Annotated in this window: 14 protein-coding genes; 13 read left to right on the forward strand and 1 reads right to left on the reverse strand. The window is 39.6% G+C overall.

What is annotated here, in order from left to right:
* The first annotated feature begins 97 nt into the window (after positions 1 to 97).
* Positions 98 to 598: a hypothetical protein gene (locus PHP06_07655; protein ID MDD3840438.1), complete on the forward strand. Its 501-nt coding sequence runs from the start codon at positions 98 to 100 to the stop codon at positions 596 to 598.
* Positions 599 to 649: 51 nt separating this feature from the next.
* Here PHP06_07655 and PHP06_07660 read toward each other — a convergent pair whose 3' ends face one another.
* Entirely contained in the window at positions 650 to 811 is a 162-nt protein-coding gene (locus tag PHP06_07660; protein MDD3840439.1) for a hypothetical protein, read from the reverse strand.
* 108 nt (positions 812 to 919) lie between these two features.
* Between PHP06_07660 and xylB the strand changes: the two genes are divergently transcribed.
* The 12 genes from xylB to PHP06_07720 all read left to right on the forward strand — a co-directional run.
* Positions 920 to 2,458 carry a xylulokinase gene (xylB, locus tag PHP06_07665; GenBank protein MDD3840440.1) on the forward strand — a complete coding sequence of 513 codons (1,539 nt, stop codon included), beginning with the start codon at positions 920 to 922 and terminating at the stop codon, positions 2,456 to 2,458.
* Positions 2,459 to 2,995: 537 nt separating this feature from the next.
* Positions 2,996 to 5,914, forward strand: a complete 2,919-nt coding sequence (locus tag PHP06_07670; protein ID MDD3840441.1) for a PD-(D/E)XK nuclease family protein — start codon at positions 2,996 to 2,998, stop codon at positions 5,912 to 5,914.
* Positions 5,901 to 9,098 carry a UvrD-helicase domain-containing protein gene (locus PHP06_07675; protein ID MDD3840442.1) on the forward strand — a complete coding sequence of 1,066 codons (3,198 nt, stop codon included), beginning with the start codon at positions 5,901 to 5,903 and terminating at the stop codon, positions 9,096 to 9,098. The genes PHP06_07670 and PHP06_07675 overlap by 14 nt, the downstream gene beginning before the upstream one ends.
* A 5-nt stretch (positions 9,099 to 9,103) precedes the next feature.
* The gene (locus PHP06_07680) at positions 9,104 to 10,540 is read left to right on the forward strand and encodes an aminotransferase class I/II-fold pyridoxal phosphate-dependent enzyme (GenBank protein ID MDD3840443.1); all 1,437 of its coding nucleotides are present in this window, start codon (positions 9,104 to 9,106) and stop codon (positions 10,538 to 10,540) included.
* A gap of 4 nt (positions 10,541 to 10,544) precedes the next feature.
* Positions 10,545 to 11,168 carry a dTMP kinase gene (tmk, locus tag PHP06_07685; GenBank protein MDD3840444.1) on the forward strand — a complete coding sequence of 208 codons (624 nt, stop codon included), beginning with the start codon at positions 10,545 to 10,547 and terminating at the stop codon, positions 11,166 to 11,168.
* A 14-nt stretch (positions 11,169 to 11,182) separates the two neighbouring features.
* Positions 11,183 to 11,512: a cyclic-di-AMP receptor gene (locus PHP06_07690; protein MDD3840445.1), complete on the forward strand. Its 330-nt coding sequence runs from the start codon at positions 11,183 to 11,185 to the stop codon at positions 11,510 to 11,512.
* A gap of 10 nt (positions 11,513 to 11,522) precedes the next feature.
* Positions 11,523 to 11,975 (forward strand): YaaR family protein, encoded by a 453-nt coding sequence (locus PHP06_07695; protein ID MDD3840446.1) that lies wholly within the window; start codon positions 11,523 to 11,525, stop codon positions 11,973 to 11,975.
* 10 nt (positions 11,976 to 11,985) lie between these two features.
* Complete coding sequence (gene holB, locus PHP06_07700) at positions 11,986 to 12,999, forward strand: DNA polymerase III subunit delta' (GenBank protein ID MDD3840447.1); 1,014 nt, start codon at positions 11,986 to 11,988, stop codon at positions 12,997 to 12,999.
* Complete coding sequence (locus PHP06_07705) at positions 12,971 to 13,840, forward strand: stage 0 sporulation family protein (GenBank protein ID MDD3840448.1); 870 nt, start codon at positions 12,971 to 12,973, stop codon at positions 13,838 to 13,840. The genes holB and PHP06_07705 overlap by 29 nt, the downstream gene beginning before the upstream one ends.
* Positions 13,841 to 13,919: 79 nt before the next feature.
* Entirely contained in the window at positions 13,920 to 14,093 is a 174-nt protein-coding gene (locus PHP06_07710; protein MDD3840449.1) for a 4Fe-4S binding protein, read from the forward strand.
* Positions 14,094 to 14,328: 235 nt separating this feature from the next.
* Complete coding sequence (locus PHP06_07715; protein MDD3840450.1) at positions 14,329 to 16,746, forward strand: SpoIID/LytB domain-containing protein; 2,418 nt, start codon at positions 14,329 to 14,331, stop codon at positions 16,744 to 16,746.
* Between the two features lie 126 nt (positions 16,747 to 16,872).
* Positions 16,873 to 18,675: nucleoside-diphosphate sugar epimerase/dehydratase (locus tag PHP06_07720; protein MDD3840451.1), on the forward strand; the 1,803-nt coding region annotated here is incomplete at its 3' end.

An 18,675-nucleotide genomic window follows, 5' to 3' on the forward strand; every position in this document is an offset into this window, starting at 1 on the left:
AACTTTTTTATTTTTAATATGAATTTAATTATAGTCTTAGATAATCTTTTCTAAGACTATTGTATTTTATATCTATATAGTAAAAAGGGTGAGTAAAGTGTACAGAGAGACACTGAAGCAATCAAAGACATCTTTTTTCAATAGTGTATTGTTCATTTTTCTACTAATAGTAGGACTCATGGTGTTTATGGGAATTTTAAATTTTTTGAACAGATATATAGGAATACCTTTTTTAAGCTATATATATCTTGCTTTTGTTGTATACCTGGGTTGGTATATAATAAATAAAATAATTGTGGAATTTAGATATACATTGATAGAAAACGACCTTATTTTCGAAAAACAAATTGGAAACAATCCTAAAAGAGTTTTGACTATAAATCTAAAAGATGTAAAGATGATAGCTCCTGTAAAAAGTCATAAACACATAAAGGACAATGCAAAGAAGATATTTAAGCTTACCCCTTCGCCTAGATCGCAAAAAGCGTATTTTGGAATATTCAAGCATGACGGTGTAGAAAGTAAATTCATTTTTGAACCTACTGACCAAATGGTCAAACTTTTAAAAAGACAAATACCAAACAAAGTGGAAAATTAAAAGTCAGCAAAAAAATTGCTGGCTTTTTTTACTTCAGACCCAATCTATCCTTCATTTTTGGATGCCCTTCTTCCATTCCTTTAATTCTATATCTTTTTTCAAACTAATTATGGTATCTATATTGCCACCTAGCTCTTGTGCAAGTTCAAAATCAGATAAATGATTGCTATGTAGACTTATAAATTGCATGGCATTTGGTGGTGACCGATGCATTTACCTGTTGGTAAAAGTATATTATAATAAGAGTAATGCCCTAGCATTATTTATCATGCTAGAGTTTTTTATAGAAATGGTCAAAAAAATTTATGATAGGTGATGAGAATGGCTAATGATGATTTAATTTTGACTTTCGATATTGGCACTACAGGAAACAAGTGTACAATTTTTAGTTCAGAGGGCAAACAATTATCAGCTGAAGTTGTTCCATATCAAGTGATATACCCTAAAAAAGGATGGTCTGAACAATCTCCTGATGATTTTTGGCAAAGCTGTGTACAGGGAACAAAAAAGCTGATGGCAAAAAACGGGATAGATGCTTCTAATATAGCGGTTATAGGTTTAAGCGGACATATGAACGGTTGTATCCCCATGGATAAGGAAGGTGTTCCTCTGTTTAATAATATAATTCATTCGGATACTAGGTCTGCAAAACAAAGCAGTCATATTTCGGAAATATTCGATGCAAAACAATTCTACAATATTACCGGCAACAGGATTGATCCTCACTATACATTGCCTAAAATATTATGGATGAAAGAAAATCATCCTGACATATATAAAGATACTGCCTACTTTATAAACAGCAAGGACTATATATCCTTTAAACTAACCGGAAACCCAGGGATAACTGACTTTTCGGATGCTTCCCTCACATGTATGCTGGATATAAAAAATAAGAGATGGTCTCAGGAAATACTAAAAGCATTGGATATAGATCCATGCAAACTTCCGACTTTGAAAAAATCTACTGACATTGCAGGATATGTGACAAAAGAGGCTGCTTCTTTATTAGGTATAAGGCAAGGCACACCTGTTGTCGTAGGTGGTGGCGATGGTGCTTGTGCTACTAGAGGAGCAGGAGTTACAGGCAAAGAACAGGCATATAATTATATAGGGAGCAGTTCATGGATATCTACTTTAACTGATTCCCCGGTATTGGACAAGCAGGCTAGAACTTTCAATTTTTATGACTTGGACGGGGAAAAGTGCAATATGATAGGGGCTGTACAAAGTGCTACCATATCATATGATTGGGTAGTAAACAATATTGCAAAGCATGAGGTAGAGCTATCTGCAAAAACAGGTGAAAACATATACCAGATGATAGAGGACTTGGCTAAACAATCGCCGATAGGTTCCAAGGGAGTGTTTTTCCTACCCTACTTGATGGGAGAGAGATCTCCTATATGGGATGAAAACACCAAGGGTACCTTTATAGGATTTACACTCTACAATAATAGGAACGACCTCTTAAGAGCCACATATGAAGGTATAGCCTTTGCCCTCAGAACGGTATTGGATGCTCTGGAGGATAACGACATAAACGTGCAAGGGTTGACACTTTTAGGCGGAGGTTCTAAAAGCATATTCTGGAATGAGATAATGTGCAACATATACAACAAAAACATAAGGATACATAAATACCCCGGCGAAGCCACATCCCTTGGAGCTGCATTTGCTGCAGGGGTAGGCGTAGGCATATTTAAAGATTTAGATCAGGCATGCAGTACTGTGGAATATGACAGGAATTATCAGCCTGACCAGGACAAAGCCCAGCAATATCAAAAATATTTAAATGTGTACAAGCAAATGTATCCTAATCTGAAAAACATATTTGACCAGATTTCTTCACTTGCATAACACAAGGGGACGGTCCTTCTGTGTCGTACGTATGTAGCAGCAAGTATATACGGAACATATAATACAAGGAGACGGTTCTCCTGTGTTGTATGTATGTAACAGGGGAGATGCACGGAAATGCTGATTATGCCAGGTGTATATGATACCTTCCGTGTTCCGCAATCTACCGCACTATATTATAAAATACTGAATGTATAGTGCGGTACATTAGTCGCAGCTACAGGTATCATATACACCCTCGCGAAAGTTAGATTAAACTGGCAAACAGGGACTTATATATAGAAGGTTAGTGAACTGCTCATAAATATTCGGCTAAAATAACTTGACGAACGGAATGTAGGAAACACCAGTTCAGCTTTCCCTGTCTGAGTGTAAGCGAGTTTAGGGAAAGCTTGGTATTTCCGGAATGTAGTGAGTCATAGTTATTTCCGAATATTTATCGCATGAACGATCTTCTATATATAATTCCCATCATATAAGTTCTGACATACAAATCCCGTGCTTGCTTATTATATCTTACAATAAGGTGAGGTGGATATGGATAAATTTTTCGAGAACCTAAAAAAGATTTGCGATAAACATCTTTTCGGCAAAAAAATACTTATAATGCCTTCATACGCCAGCGGTTGGCAGGTAATACATGCAGCAGCAAAAAGAGGCATCAGTTGTATAAATCTCAACGTACATACCCTTGAAGATTTATGCATAGATAAATGCAGTACATATATTCAAAAAAACAATATAAGTCTAGCTACCTCCACCCTATGCTGGCATTATATGATTCAAGTGTTGGAGGAGCTAAAAGAATCTCAACAATTGCAGTATTTTGATTCCCTCAAAATCACATCTGACCTGGCAAAATCATTTTACAAAGCCATACTGGATTTTAAAATGGCAAACATAACGCCTGCAAACATCCAACAACACCATTTTATTTCTCCTAAAAAGTACAATGATATTAAAAAGATATACCTAGAATACCAAAACACATTGAAAAGGGAACAAAAGGCTGATATAGCCGACCTTTACGCTATAGCCAGCCGTTTAAATGACAAAAACAAAGAAGATGCCATATATATTCTACCTGATAATACAAAGTTAAATCACATACAGACTAGCTTTTTAAACTCTATTACAGACAAAGACTATCTTACTCTTCCTTTAAATCCATCTAAAGATGTTGAATATGCCCGAATAAACATGGATGCTTTTACAGCCTATGGGGAAACAAATGAAGTTAGGGAAGTTTTAAGGAGGATAAAGACTGGTAGCATCCCCTTTGAAGATGTGGCTATATACTGTACCGACAGCGGCAACTATACAAGACTTTTCCATGATACATGTTCAAGTTTAGATATACCCTTTACCTGTGGTACAGGATTTGAAGTAAAGACCACAAGACCGGGAAGGCTGGTTTACGGATTGATGGATTGGATATCCAACCAATATAATGTCTGGATACTTTATTCCATGCTGTACAATAAGGAATTATATTTCAGCCACCAGCAAGCTCCTTCCTGCTTGGAGGCGGTGGATATTTTGAGAAGGGCAAAGATAGGATGGCATAAAAAAAGATATATAACCTGCTTGACAAAACTAGAGCACTGTTCAAAAGATAAAAAAGTAAAATATCTGCTGGATGTGTTCAAAGATATATTCGATCTGCTGCCCGATTCTGATGGGACAGGCTTGTATGATTACAGCCAATTCACCAAAGGACTGGCACAGGTGGTAAAGGATTACAGTTATATAGATAATGCACTGGACCAACAAGCAGAGGAGGAAATAATCCGCAGGTTGGTAACCGTATCAGAAGATACCTGCGTAAAACTGAGCATGGCTGAAACAATCCAGAGGATACAGAGTATGTTGTCTGATATAAAGATAGGAGCTGCAAGTCCAAAGCCGGGACATATATACATAACCAATTATCAAGCTGGCCCTTGGGCAGACCGGCCTTTTAACTTTATTATAGGCATGGATTCAGGTCGTTTCCCGGGGATGACGGCGGAGGATGCCATACTGTTGGATAAAGAGAGAGATAAGATAAGCAGCAACCTTGAAATAAAAAGCATCGCATATAAAGACAATATAGATGCTATGGATACCCTGATCGCCAACTTGAAAGGGAAACTCACAATGAGCTGTTCTTCATACGAGATACAGGAAAACAGAGCAAAATTCCCTTCCTCTTACTTTATCAGGATGTGGAAGGACTATTGTTCATACAGGGGACAGGATAGTCCGGAATTATCGGGAGATGGCCCTAGCCTGTGTGGGTTTATACCCAAAAGCCGACACAGCATAATCGATGAAAATGAATGGTGGCTGAATGCGTATTTTTTACAGGGCGCTAAAAATGTGGATTTTTCCGTTATAGACACATATTTTCCAAGTTTGGCTCAAGGACTAAAATCATTAAACGCCAGAAAGAGCCCCGAATTTACTCAATATGACGGAAATATCAGCATACATTCCGAATTTTTGGATCCCAGAGAAAACAAAGATTTGGTGATGTCATGTGGAAAGATAGAACAGCTGGCAGCCTGCCCTTATAGTTTTTTTCTCAAATATATATTAGGGTTGCAGCAGGCTGATGATTTATTATACGACCCGTCAACATGGCTGGATCCTTTGAATAGAGGACTGTTGCTGCACAGCATTTTTGAAAAGTTCGTCAACAATTACCTTGAGAAGGGAATAAATACAGATATACGAGAATATGCAGACACCATGTACGAAATGGCTGATGAGTTGATAGCCGATTATAAAGAGCAGATACCTCCCATCAAAGATGTTGTTTTTCAAAATCAGCGCAAAGAGATACACGATTGCTGTCAGGTATTTCTAAATGGGGAGCGAGAACGCTTGGAAAATCAAATGCCCTGCTACTTGGAACTGGATTTTGGATATAAGACTCAGGATGGAGGACTCCCGCCTGCTTTAATTCAACTTCCTTCCGGCAAAAGTTTTTATCTCTCCGGGAGGATAGACAGGGTGGACAGGACGGATCAGGGCCAGCTTATAATTATAGATTATAAGACAGGTTCTTTTAGGAATTATGATGCTAATGACTACTTTAAAGGTGGAAGGCAGATACAACACGCCGTCTACTCAGCGGCTGTAGAAAAGATATTATCCGAGAAACAAGAGGATGTGAGTCACCAGGTTAAAAGTGCAGGATATATTTTCCCCACAATAAGGGGTGAGGGTCAATGCATAATGTATCCCCAGGATAAAAGGCAGGAAGTATTTATCCTGCTGGATACATTGTTGGATATATTAGCAAAGGGTTTATTCATAATGACCGAAAGCGGCGGTGATTGCAGGATATGCGAATACGGTGATATTTGCAGGAGACAGGATGCAGAGCCGGTGCTTGCACAAAAGGCTGCTGATAGCTGTGTGCCCGAGCTAGAATGTGTGAGGCAGGTGAAAACTTATGAGCAAAATTGAATTGAAGGATGAACTCCAGAGACAGAGGATCGCTCAGGATTTAGATAACAACTTCATGGTAGAGGCAGGGGCCGGATCGGGGAAAACATCCTGTCTGATAAACAGGATGGTATCCTTGATAGTGTCCGGCAGGTACAAGGTAGAAGAGATAGTGGCCATTACATTTACCAGAAAGGCCTCGGCAGAACTACAGGAAAGATTTGAGGACACTTTACTCAAGCTATATCAAAGTGAAGTAGATTCTGTCAGAGGAAAATATATATCAGATGCCCTTTCAAATATGGATAGATGTTTTATAGGCACGGTGCACTCCTTTTGTGCCCGTCTTTTGAGAGAAAGGCCAATAGAGGCAGGTTTGGATCCTAATTTCAAGGAAGTGGACAAATTCCAAGAGCGAGAGCTTATTGATGCCGCTTGGTATAACTTCCTTGAACAATCCCAGACTACCTGTCAACAGCTATTGGATAAACTACATTCCATGGGACTCAATCCTCAGGACCTTAAAAAGGAATATGAGAGGATGAGCGAGTATGCTGATGTGGAGGTAGTCACCCGGAAAGTGGACAAGCCTGACTTGGCCAAAGGGGTGGATGATATTTTAAAGGGGATAGATGGTGCAAAAGAATTTATTCCTGAACAAATTGACAAGTATGATACATTTCAGAATACAATATTCAAACTGGAGAGATATCTCAAGTACTTTGATATGTCAAAGGATGTAAATATGGTGAAAGTGATTTCCTTGTTTGAAAAGCCTCCGGCAGTCACACTTAAAAGATGGAAATCAAAGGATGAGGCAAAAAGATACAGAGATCAGGTTTTGCCTTGGATATCCTCACAAATAGCCCAGCCTATATTGGACAGATGGCATGAATACTGCCACTATTATATAACCCAGTTTTTAAAAAAGGCATCTGATTGGTATATGGATATGAGGTATCAATCATCCTGCATGAATTTTTTTGATCTGCTCATTAAAACTGCCCAAATGCTAAAAAACTACCCGGAGGTGCGTAGCTATTTTCAGCAAAAGTATAAATGTCTGTTAGTGGATGAGTTTCAGGATACCGATCCTATACAGGCCAGGATAATGTTCTACCTTACCGGGCAGGATGTAAACCAGCAGGATTGGCGAAAGCTTGTGCCTAAAAAGGGTTCGCTGTTTGTGGTAGGTGACCCTAAACAGTCTATCTATCGCTTCCGCAGGGCGGATATCTCTATCTATAATCAGGTAAAACACCTTATTGTAAAAAGCGGAGGCCAAGTGTTGAAGTTGAGCAGTAATTTCCGTTCATTAGATTGTCTATGTCATTGGTTCAACAATGTATTTGAAGGACTTATGGGAGGACAGCAAAATGGCTACCAGGCAGACTTTGTCCCTTTGGAACCGGTGAGGACCCCTAGCCAGAACACAGTAAAAGGAGTAAAGGTTATAGACATTCCGAAAGAATGCAAACGTAAAGACGAGGCTATTGCTTATGACGCAGACTGTATCGCTCGATATATAAAATGGGCTGTTCAGGGAAATGTGCTGATAGACAGACAGCAGTCGGATGCTTCTCCAAAGGCCTGTTACAGCGATTTTATGATACTGCTCAAAAAAAAGAGTGGCTTGTCTGAGTATTATAAAGCCCTTAAAAAATATGATATTCCAGCTACCCTTGCCGGCAACAATTCCATAAAAGATTATATGGAAATAAAGGAGTTTTTAAAGCTTATCAAGTTTGTCTGTTATCCTGATGACAAGATTTTACTGGTAGCGGTATTAAAAGGCATATTCTTCGGAGCCAGCGATCAACAACTTTATGATTATAAATGTGCAGGGGGAGATTTTGATATTTTTAATAGTTCATCTGGAATTTTTGAAAATGAATTCAGCCGATTAAGAGAGTATGTGAAATGGAGGCAGCAATATTCTCCCTATACAGTCATGGAAAAAGTCGCCCGGGATGTAGGACTTATTCCTCTCGCGATGATGGGAGAGGACGGTGAAACCGGATGCTCATATGTGTATCAGCTTTTAGAGATTTCTGCAGGCATCCAATCGGGAGGGGCGGAGAAGCTAGATCAGGTGGTGACCCAGATAGAGGAGATGCTGGATGCGAACATATTAGAGGATGAAATATCCATATTGTCCGGCAGTCAAGATTCAGTGAGCATAATGAACCTACACAAGGCCAAAGGACTGGAGGCACCCGTAGTTTTTCTGGCCTTATCTGAAGAATCGTGCAACCACCCCATAGGACAGCATATAACCAGGGAGGGCGAGATACCCAAAGGATATTTTTGTTTTACAAAGCCTTACGGAAAGCATGTTAGCAAAGTTATAGGTCAGCCGGAAGGATGGGAACCATATAGGGAACGGGAGAAACGCTATCTGGATGCAGAAGAGGTGAGACTTTTGTATGTAGCAGCCACTAGGGCCAAAAACATGCTGGTAATAAGCAGATGGAATAAAAAATCATCAAAAAACGCATGGAACAGCCTGATTCAGGGTATGGATTGTCAGCAATTAGAGATACCACAGTTAGATCATGTATATGAATCTGATGCATCCGGACAAAATTATTTCGACGAATTAAAGCAGTATAGAGAAGGGGGAAGGGAGTGGGTGCAACAACTTCAAAAAAGCTCTATAAGACAAATAACCCCTACATCTCAAAGGGATATTCAAGATTATCCTCTAGCCGTATCCTCAGAAGGGGGAACTGAGTGGGGTACCGCCATCCACAAAATACTTGAAGGATTTTTAAGGGAAGAGGGAGAATTAGAACATGTAATACAATCAGTTTTGTCCAGTACCCAGCTGTGCCAACATAGACAAAAAGATGTGCAAGAGATAATAGATATATTTAAAGACAGCCATATATACCGAGAATTCAAAAATGCTGAGGAGAGGTACGCAGAAGTACCTATATCCTGCAGCATGGACGATACAGGACAGGTGATTTTCAACGGGACAATTGACCTGGTTTTCAGGCAAGGAGACGGCTGGGTCATTGTGGATTATAAGACTGACAATGCCGAGGAAGACCATCAGTTCCAGCAGCTTGCCCAATGGTACTCAGAGCAGATAAAGACCTATTGTAGGGTTTGGGAAAAGCTTACAGGGCAAAGAGTAAAGGCAGGTTATATATATTTTACCTGTGGAAAAGCATTGGATGTCTGGACAGAAAGAGGGTGAAAGAATTGAAACCTAATACTCCACTTTATGATGCCTTAAAAAAATATGCAGATGATGAGGTATTACCCTTTCATATGCCCGGGCATAAGCAGGGTAGGGGCTTGACCCAGGAGTTTAAAGAACGGATGTACAAGATAGATTTAACTGAACTGCCCGGATTGGACAATCTCCACATGCCGGAAGGTGTTATAGATCAAGCCCAGAATCTTGCAGCAGCAGCTTTCGGAGCAGATAGTTCTTTCTTCCTAGTGAATGGGACTAGCTGCGGGATATTGGCCATGATAATGACGGTGTGCAACCCTGGGGATGAGATAATAATCCCTAGAGATTGCCATAAATCGGTAGTGGATGGATTGATATTGTCGGGAGCAGTGCCTGTATATATAAAACCTGAAATATTCCATGACTTCAATATAAGCTCCGGGATAAGCACTGAACAATTGGAGAAAAAACTGGCAGCCCATCCTGAGGCAAAAGCAGTGCTGATCACCTATCCCAACTACTATGGCGTATGCAGTGATATACAAGAAATAGCCGATATGGTGCACTCCTACGATAAAATATTGATGGTGGATGAAGCCCATGGTTCACATCTCTACTTCAATGACAACCTGCCCATAGCCTCCCTAAAAGCCGGGGCTGATATCTGTGTAAACAGCCTGCATAAGACACTGGCTGCCCTCACCCAATGTTCCATACTCCATGTCAAAGGGGATAGGGTGGATGTGGATAGATTGAAGTTCATGCTGCAAGCCCTTCAAACTACCAGTCCTTCTTATATTTTCATGGCATGTATGGATATACTGCGGGATACTATGCAAAGACAGGGCAAAGAACTGCTGGATCAGCTGATAAGTTATAATCTGAAGTTGAGAAAAAGGCTGAATCGTATTGATGGAATAACCCTTTTGGATGATAATTACGTAGGCAGAAACCATATACATGATGTGGATATCACCAAACTGCTCATCAATGTTTCAAGTATGGGCATGACCGGGTTGGAGGCAGAAGAGATGCTTAGAAAAAACCATAATATACAGGTAGAAATGAGCGATCTGCAGAATATATTATGTATCACTACAGTGGCCGACGGTCCCGATATGTTTCAAAGATTGGGGCAGGCATTAGATTTCATGAGCAGGGAGCATTCAGACGTGATAAAACAGCAAGATACGCATATATTTTTACCCTTATTGAAACAAAAGCTTTCTCCAAGGCAATGCTTTTATAGTATAATAGAGAGTATAGAGACCGATAATGCGATAGGGAGGATATGTGCCGAAAGGATAGCTATCTATCCCCCTGGAATACCTTTTATTTGCCCCGGAGAGCAAATAACTCAGGATGTTATAGATTATATAAACATGATAAAATCAACAGATGTAGCAGTATATGGCGCAAAAGATGCTACACTGAATACTATAAGGGTTGTAAAGGAATGATTATGTGGAGAAAAAACAGACAGGATCATTATTTATCAGCATGGAGGGACCGGACGGCTCCGGGAAAAGCACCCAGATTCAGCTGCTGTTTCAATATTTAAAGGCAAAAGGCAGAGATATAGTAGTAGTAAGGGAACCGGGAGGTACCCCTATAAGCGAGAAAATAAGGGATATAATATTGGATAAACAAAACAAGGAAATGACTTGTACCACCGAGGCGCTTCTATATGCGGCTTCCAGGGCTCAACTGGTAGGTCAGGTGATAAAGCCTGCCCTGGAGAAAGGAAAAACTGTTATTTGCGATAGGTTTATAGATTCCAGCCTTGCGTACCAGGGAGTGGCAAGAAATATAGGCATAGAGAATATACTTAGAATAAACCAGTTTGCTGTTGATGGAGTAAAGCCTGATATCACCATATTTTTTGATATACCTCCACAAAAGGCTATGGCCAGGAAAACGGACGAAGCAGACAGACTGGAGTGTGAGCATTTGGAATTTCACCAACAGGTATACCGAGGTTATCTTAAAATAGCCGGCATGTTTCCCGAGAGAATAAAGGTTATAGATGCAGACCGGCAGGTAGAGCAAGTGTTCAGCGATGTAATAGATGTTCTCAATTTAACTTGAAAGGGGGGAAAAAGATGAAATTAGTGATAGCTGTTGTCCAGGATGAGGATGCAGGCAAGCTGATAGGCAATCTGATGGAAAAAGGTTATGGCGTCACAAAGCTGGCTACTACTGGTGGATTTTTAAAGGCAGGCAACACTACTTTGTTGATAGGTGTTGATGAGGAAAAGCTGGAAGAGGTAATGGATGTTATAGAAGAAACTGCAAAATCAAGAAAACAAGTAGCCACTTCTCCATCTCCTATTGCAGGTACTACAGGGGTATATGTGCCATATCCTGTAGAAGTTATTGTGGGAGGCGCTACCGTCTTTGTAGTGGATGTGGAACAGTTTAAGAAGATATAGGTGAGCTGGTATGAAGATAGAAAAAACAAATGGCAGATTGAGCAATGCTGAATTCAATACCGACACACATGTTTCAAGAGCACAGAATACCAAAGCTGCTTCTTTTGAGGACACCTTTGACAATTATAAGCACCAGGCTTTTGAAGAGCAGCTTTCGGCATTGTTAGAGGAAATACAAGAGAGCGGAGAACATTTGAGCAAAAGTATAACTGTAGATAGCTTGATAAAATACAAGAATCTGGTTTCACGTTTTTTGGACCATGTTGTAAATAAGGCATTGCTATTGGATAAAAATAATGCTTTTGATGTATTTGGAAGAAGAAAAGCCTTGGCTGTAATAAAAAAAGTTGACCATAAATTGGAACAGCTTACAGCTATGGTGTTTGAGCAACAAAAGGATAATCTGGAAATATTAAGGACTATTGAGGATATACAAGGTTTGCTGATAGATATAAAGGTGTGATAATAGATTTATGGATTTTAACAATGTAATAGGTCAACAAAATATTGTAAATGCCTTAAAAAACATATTGTGCATGGGTAATGTGGCTCATGCATATATTTTCTCCGGTCCTGAAGGAACGGGCAAATTTACTGTAGCCAATATCTTTGCCAATGCACTTTTGTGTCAGGGTGTGGGAGAGGTACCATGTGGCCGATGTAAAAGCTGCAAAATGTTCGTCACTCAAAATCATCCTGATGTAGAGATTATCACTACTAAAAAAGCATCGCTGGGGATAGATATTATAAGGGACATGCAGGAGGCTATACACATAAAACCTTTTTTTAAAGGCAAAAAGGTGTATATAATAAAAGATGCGGATAAAATGACAGTGCAGGCCCAAAACTGTCTGTTGAAGACCTTGGAGGAGCCCCCTTCAAGTGTAGTCTTGATATTGCTGACAGAAAACTTTCATGCCTTTTTGCCTACAATAATATCAAGGTGCCAGAATTTCAAGTTTTCCAGAATTCCATCTGAACGAGTACGAGATTTTTTGACCAAAAGACTGAACATGGCCCCTGAAAAAGCTAAAATATATGCTGAACTATCCCAGGGCAGCATAGGGAAAGCTCTAAAAATGGCGGAATCTGATGATTTTAAAGAGATGAGGGGCCAGCTCATAGATACAATCTCCAAGATATTGGAATATGATAAAATGACTTCTTTGAACTGTGTAGATTTTTTTATACAAAACAAAGAAAATAGAGATGAGATATTTAAAAATTTCATCATCTGGATGAGAGATATATTGATTTTGAAACAAACCGGGGATGAGCAATTGGTGATAAACCTGGATAAAGTTGACAATATCGAAAAACAGGTAAACCGCTTTACAACATCCCAGATTAAATATATTATAGATATTGTCCAGCAAACAACAGAACTGTTGAATAGCAATGTAAATTATCAGCTTGCTGTTGAAAATATGATACTAGATATACAGGGGGTGAGAGCAGATGGTAACAGTTGTAGGCGTCAGATTTAAAAAAGCAGGTAAGATATATTATTTTGATCCCGATGAAATAGAAACCCTCAATCAGGGAACCAAGGTTATAGTTCAAACGGCTAGAGGCGTGGAATATGGGGAGGTAGTTATAGGACCTAAACAGGTGGATGAACAGGAAGTAGTGGCACCTTTAAAAAAAGTTATTCGCATAGCTACACCTGAGGACCAAAAGGTAAATGAGGAAAATCAGAACAAGGAAAAAGAAGCATTCGATATTTGTCTAAAAAAGATAGAAAAACATGGATTAGATATGAAACTGGTAGATGTGGAATATACCTTTGATAACAATAAAGTGATATTTTATTTTACCGCCGATGGCAGAGTAGACTTTCGAGATTTAGTAAAAGACCTTGCTTCTGTTTTCAGGACAAGGATAGAATTGAGGCAGATAGGTGTAAGAGATGAAGCTAAGATGATGGGCGGTCTAGGTGCATGCGGAAGACAACTGTGTTGTTCAGTATTTTTAGGAGATTTTGAGCCTGTGTCTATAAAAATGGCAAAAGAACAGAACTTATCCTTAAATCCTGCCAAGATTTCCGGCATTTGCGGAAGACTTATGTGTTGCCTGAGGTATGAGCATGAGATTTATGAAAAAATGATTGACAAGTTGCCGAATATGGGAGCTATAGTCAATACTCCTAATGGACCGGGAATAGTAGTGGGCACCAGTGTGATAAAAGAGAATGTAAGCGTAAAAGTGATGGGTGACAATAATATAGCTGAAATAAAAGAATTTAGCATCCCGGATGTGCGTACATTGCACAAAGAATGCCCTGGATACCAAAAAGCTCAAAACATTATTAAGGAATTAGAAGAATAGGTATTTTAATATTTATCAATTAATGATAGAATAGACAAGGGTAATTTACCGGATTCGTATTAAGGAGGTGCAGTGTAAAATGGCTTATAAAATTACGGATGAATGCATAAGCTGCGGTGCATGTGCAGAAGAATGTCCAGTATCAGCAATCTCTGAAGGTGATGATATATATGTTATAGATGCTGATGCTTGCACGGACTGTGGGGCATGTGCTGACGTGTGTCCTGTAGACGCACCCGTTCCGGAGGAATAAATATGTTTAAAAAGGCCTTGGTCAAGAAGGCCTTTTTATTATGCACCGCAAATTTATTATCCCACCTTATTTTAACCAATATTTCCAGTATATATGCGTCTGAAGTATTCTATATCAAATTATTAAATCAAAATCAGCCCCACAAAAAGTAAATTTTTTGAAGGATTATTTGGATTTATGTAGAAATCTATATAATACTATGGACTATATAGACTATCTATATTTGAGGTGTATTATGATGAAGAAATTTATAGCATTGATGGTATCCTTGATAATGACCATCAACTTTTTATCATTCATAGAAGTAGAAGCAGCATCGGATTACAGTACAATTAAGATAGGGTTAAACTCTTTAGGCACTCATACCCAAATGAGTATCAAAGTGTCAGGAAATTATTCTGTTGAAGGACAGGAACTACCCCTGGGAAACGGAAATACATATACTATAAAAGTTGAAAACGGTAGGATAACATTAAAAGATGGAGATAAAAAAATAGCTGAATCCACCAGCCAAATAAAACTTATTGAACACAAAAATTCAAATATCAATACTCTGCAGTTAAATGGAGGAAGAAGATACCAAGGCAATATCACATTCAGATTGTCAAGTGGCAGGATATTCGCTATAAATGAAGTTTACTTGGAGGATTACCTTAAAGGCGTGGTACCCTATGAGATGTCCAACGGTTGGCCATTAGAGGCCCTTAAAGCCCAGGCAGTGGCTGCCAGGACATATGCTGTAAGAAACTTCGGCAAACACGTATCCAAAGGGTACAACTTGACAGATACAGCAGCCTGCCAGGTGTATAGAGGATATAATTCATCATATAAAAATGCAGCCAATGCTGTAGACCATACCAAAGGCCAAATAATAAAGTATAATGGCTCTATCATAGATGCACTCTATTCTTCTAGCAATGGTGGCTATATGGAGGCAGCTCACAATGTATGGAGCTCATCATATTCCTATCTTGTATCAAAGCAGGATCCCTATGATCTCAGCTCCATCAATCCTTCCAAGAGCTGGACAAGGACTTTCACCGGCAACCAAATACAATCTATACTGAAAAACAAAGGTTATGATGTGGGGACAATCCAATCTGTAGAAGCACGATATACCAGCGGAGATCCTTCGGGCAGGGTGAGAAGCCTTGTGATAACTGGGGATAAAGCTACGAAAACATTTACAAAGTTTTCTGCTTATAGAATATTGTGCGTAGATGATATAAACAGGGATTTGAAAAGCTCCCTGTATATCATCGAAAAGCAGGACGATAAGTATATTTTTAAGGGTAAAGGATATGGGCATGGAGTAGGGATGAGCCAGTATGGTGCTAGGGCTATGGTGGAAAGCCATGGGAAGAAATATACCGATGTCATCAAATTCTATTATCCCGGCACCAGCATACACACCATGAAGGTATCTCCTCCTTCCCTCACGGATATGCCTGAACCTAAACCACAACCTACACCACAACCTACACCACAACCCAAGCCACAACCTGAACCAAAGCCTCACACCAAAGGCATCACCACTGCAAGTGTGTTAAATGTAAGGAGTGGAGCAGGTTTAAACTATAAAATTGTGGGCAAACTTAAAAAAGGAACTAATGTGGAAATATTATCCACAAACGGAAAATGGCATAGAATAAAATATGGGACCTTAATAGGCTATGTACACACTGACTACGTAAAGGTGGAGGGACAGTCCACTCCGCCTGCAAACACTGATCCGGGCACTAGCAAGCCACAACCGCCTAAAGATGCATTGCCTCCACAAAAAGAACATGGTAGGGTAACTGCCAAGACCAGCTTGAATGTGAGGAATGAGGCCAGCATAAGAGCTACCAGAGTAGGAAGGTTATTATCAGGAGAGACGGTAGAGATAGTAGGCTATAAAAATGGATGGTATAAGATAAAGAAGGGCAGCCTGACAGGATATGTTTCAGCTGATTACCTCAAGAAGATCGATTTATCAGGTGACAATGATTCCGGCAATAAGGTTGAAAGATATGGAAAAGTGATATCCAAGCTGAACTTGAACGTAAGGGCATCCGCCAGCACCAGCGCTAAGAGAATAGGTAAATTAGCCCCGGGACAGACCGTACAGATACTGGGGCATACCGGCAGCTGGTATAAGATAAAAAAAGGGAACATGGTAGGCTATGTATATGATGGATATCTGAAGGAAGATGGTAAGAAGGATACCGGCAGCTCCGGAGGAAGCGATTCCAAGGATAATATCAGCGATGGAAATGGCATAGTCACTGCAAGTGCTTTGAATGTAAGGTCAGGTCCTGGAACAGGATATGCGAGGAAAAGGTTGCTGCCGAAAAATACCAAGGTAAAAATACTTGCAAAATCGGGAGATTGGTATAAAATAGAATGTGGTAATCTTGTAGGTTATGTACATTGTAAATATATAAAGATGACAGATGGATCTTCGAATAATAGGGGGAATGAACCGGTCAGAAAAGGTGTTGTGACTGCAAAGGCTTTAAACATCCGAACAGGGCCTAGCACATCGCATGCAAAGATAGGATTGCTCTTTAATGGCAACAAAATTGATATTTTATCCAGCGTTAGCGGATGGTACAAGATAAAGACATCAACGGGCAGGACCGGATATGTATTTTCCAACTATGTGAAATAAAGATTACCCACGGAAGATCCCGTGGGTATTAATATATTAGCACTTTTAAAAGCAGGGAACTTTTTTATCGACTGATCAGTCTAAATTATGGGCTGGTTTAACTTATAGATGATGGATGTGATATTCATGAAGATTTTTATCAGGAAAATAACGGTTTTAGGCATAGATATATTGTTGCTCATCGCTTCGGTATTTTTGTCATTTTTTCTAAGGTTTGATACCAATTTTTCTTATGCTTATCAAGCCTTTAACAGACAATTTGCAGACATACTTCCAGTTTACGTATTGCTATTCATAGCTGTCTATTTATTCTTTGGGCTTTACAAGAGTCTATGGAGCTATGCCAGCGTAAATGAGGTTTTTTCCATAGTGCTGGCAAACACTTTTGCTATATTTGCTTTTGTTGCCTTGTTGTTTTTTGTAAATGATAATGTGCCTAGAAGCATCATTGTGCTTTTGTGGATATTCAATAATCTGCTTATATCTGCATTTAGGATGAGCTACAGGGTGATAAGGCATATGGGTACAGATATAGCCTTCAACAACCACGATGGAGAGAGGACATTGATAATAGGTGCTGGGGATGCAGGATGTATGGTGGTGAAGGAGCTCAGGAAGCACAATGAACTCAACATGAATCCGGTAGCTTTTATCGATGATGACAAGGATAAGACCGGCAAATATCTTTTGGGGATACCTGTTGTAGGGGATAGAACAAGGATAGAAAAAACTGTGAAAGAGGAAGATATAAAGCAGGTTGTAATTGCTATGCCATCTGTAAAGGGCAGCAATATAAGAGAAGTGGTTGATATCTGCAAAAGAACCAGGTGTAAATTGAAGATACTACCCGGAGTATTTGAATTGCTGAATGGAACTGTGACTGCCAGTCAGCTTAGAGATGTCCAGATAGAGGATCTGTTGGGTAGGGAACAGGTGCAGCTGGATATTGAAAGCATATGTGATGACTTGGAAGATAGGGTAGTGCTGGTAACAGGAGGGGGAGGTTCTATAGGCTCTGAACTTTGCAGACAGATTGCTAAATTTGAGCCTAGGAGACTGTTGATACTGGATATATATGAAAATAGTGTATACGACCTCCAAAATGAACTTGCAAGAAAACATCCATATTTAAAAATGGATGTGTTGATAGCCTCGGTAAGAGATAAGGCCAGACTGGATGGTATTTTCAGACGATATAAGCCTGATGTGGTGTTCCATGCTGCTGCACACAAGCATGTACCTCTGATGGAAGGCAATCCTACAGAGGCTATAAAGAACAATGTGTTTGGTACAATGAATGTAGCTGAAGCGGCAGACAAATACCATACAAAGAAATTTGTGCTGATATCCACCGACAAAGCGGTGAACCCCACCAATATAATGGGAGCGACCAAACGTGTGGCAGAGATGATAATACAGTCCATGGATAAGCACAGCAAAACTGTATTTTCGGCAGTACGATTCGGTAATGTGTTGGGCAGTAACGGTTCTGTAGTACCTTTGTTTAGAAAACAGATAGAACAAGGCGGACCGGTTACAGTGACCCATCCTGAAGTGACCAGATTCTTCATGACAATACCTGAGGCTGTGCAGCTTGTTCTTCAGGCCGGTTCCATGGCAAAAGGCGGAGATATATTCGTGCTGGATATGGGGGAGCCGGTAAAGATTGACGACTTGGCTAGAGATTTGATAAAATTATCAGGACTGGAGCCTGACAAAGATATAAAAATAGAATATGTAGGATTGAGACCAGGAGAAAAACTGTATGAAGAGATTTTAATGGACGAAGAGGGCTTAACTGCTACAAAACACGAAAAGATATATATAGGCAAACCCATCTTTTCAGACATAAATCAACTTAGGCAAGAGCTGGAGAAACTCAAGTTCTACCTGTTAGGTTCAGAGGATAAATTGATAAAGTTTATGGAA

The sequence above is a fragment of the Clostridia bacterium genome (assembly GCA_028698525.1).
Taxonomy (GTDB): domain Bacteria; phylum Bacillota; class Clostridia; order JAQVDB01; family JAQVDB01; genus JAQVDB01.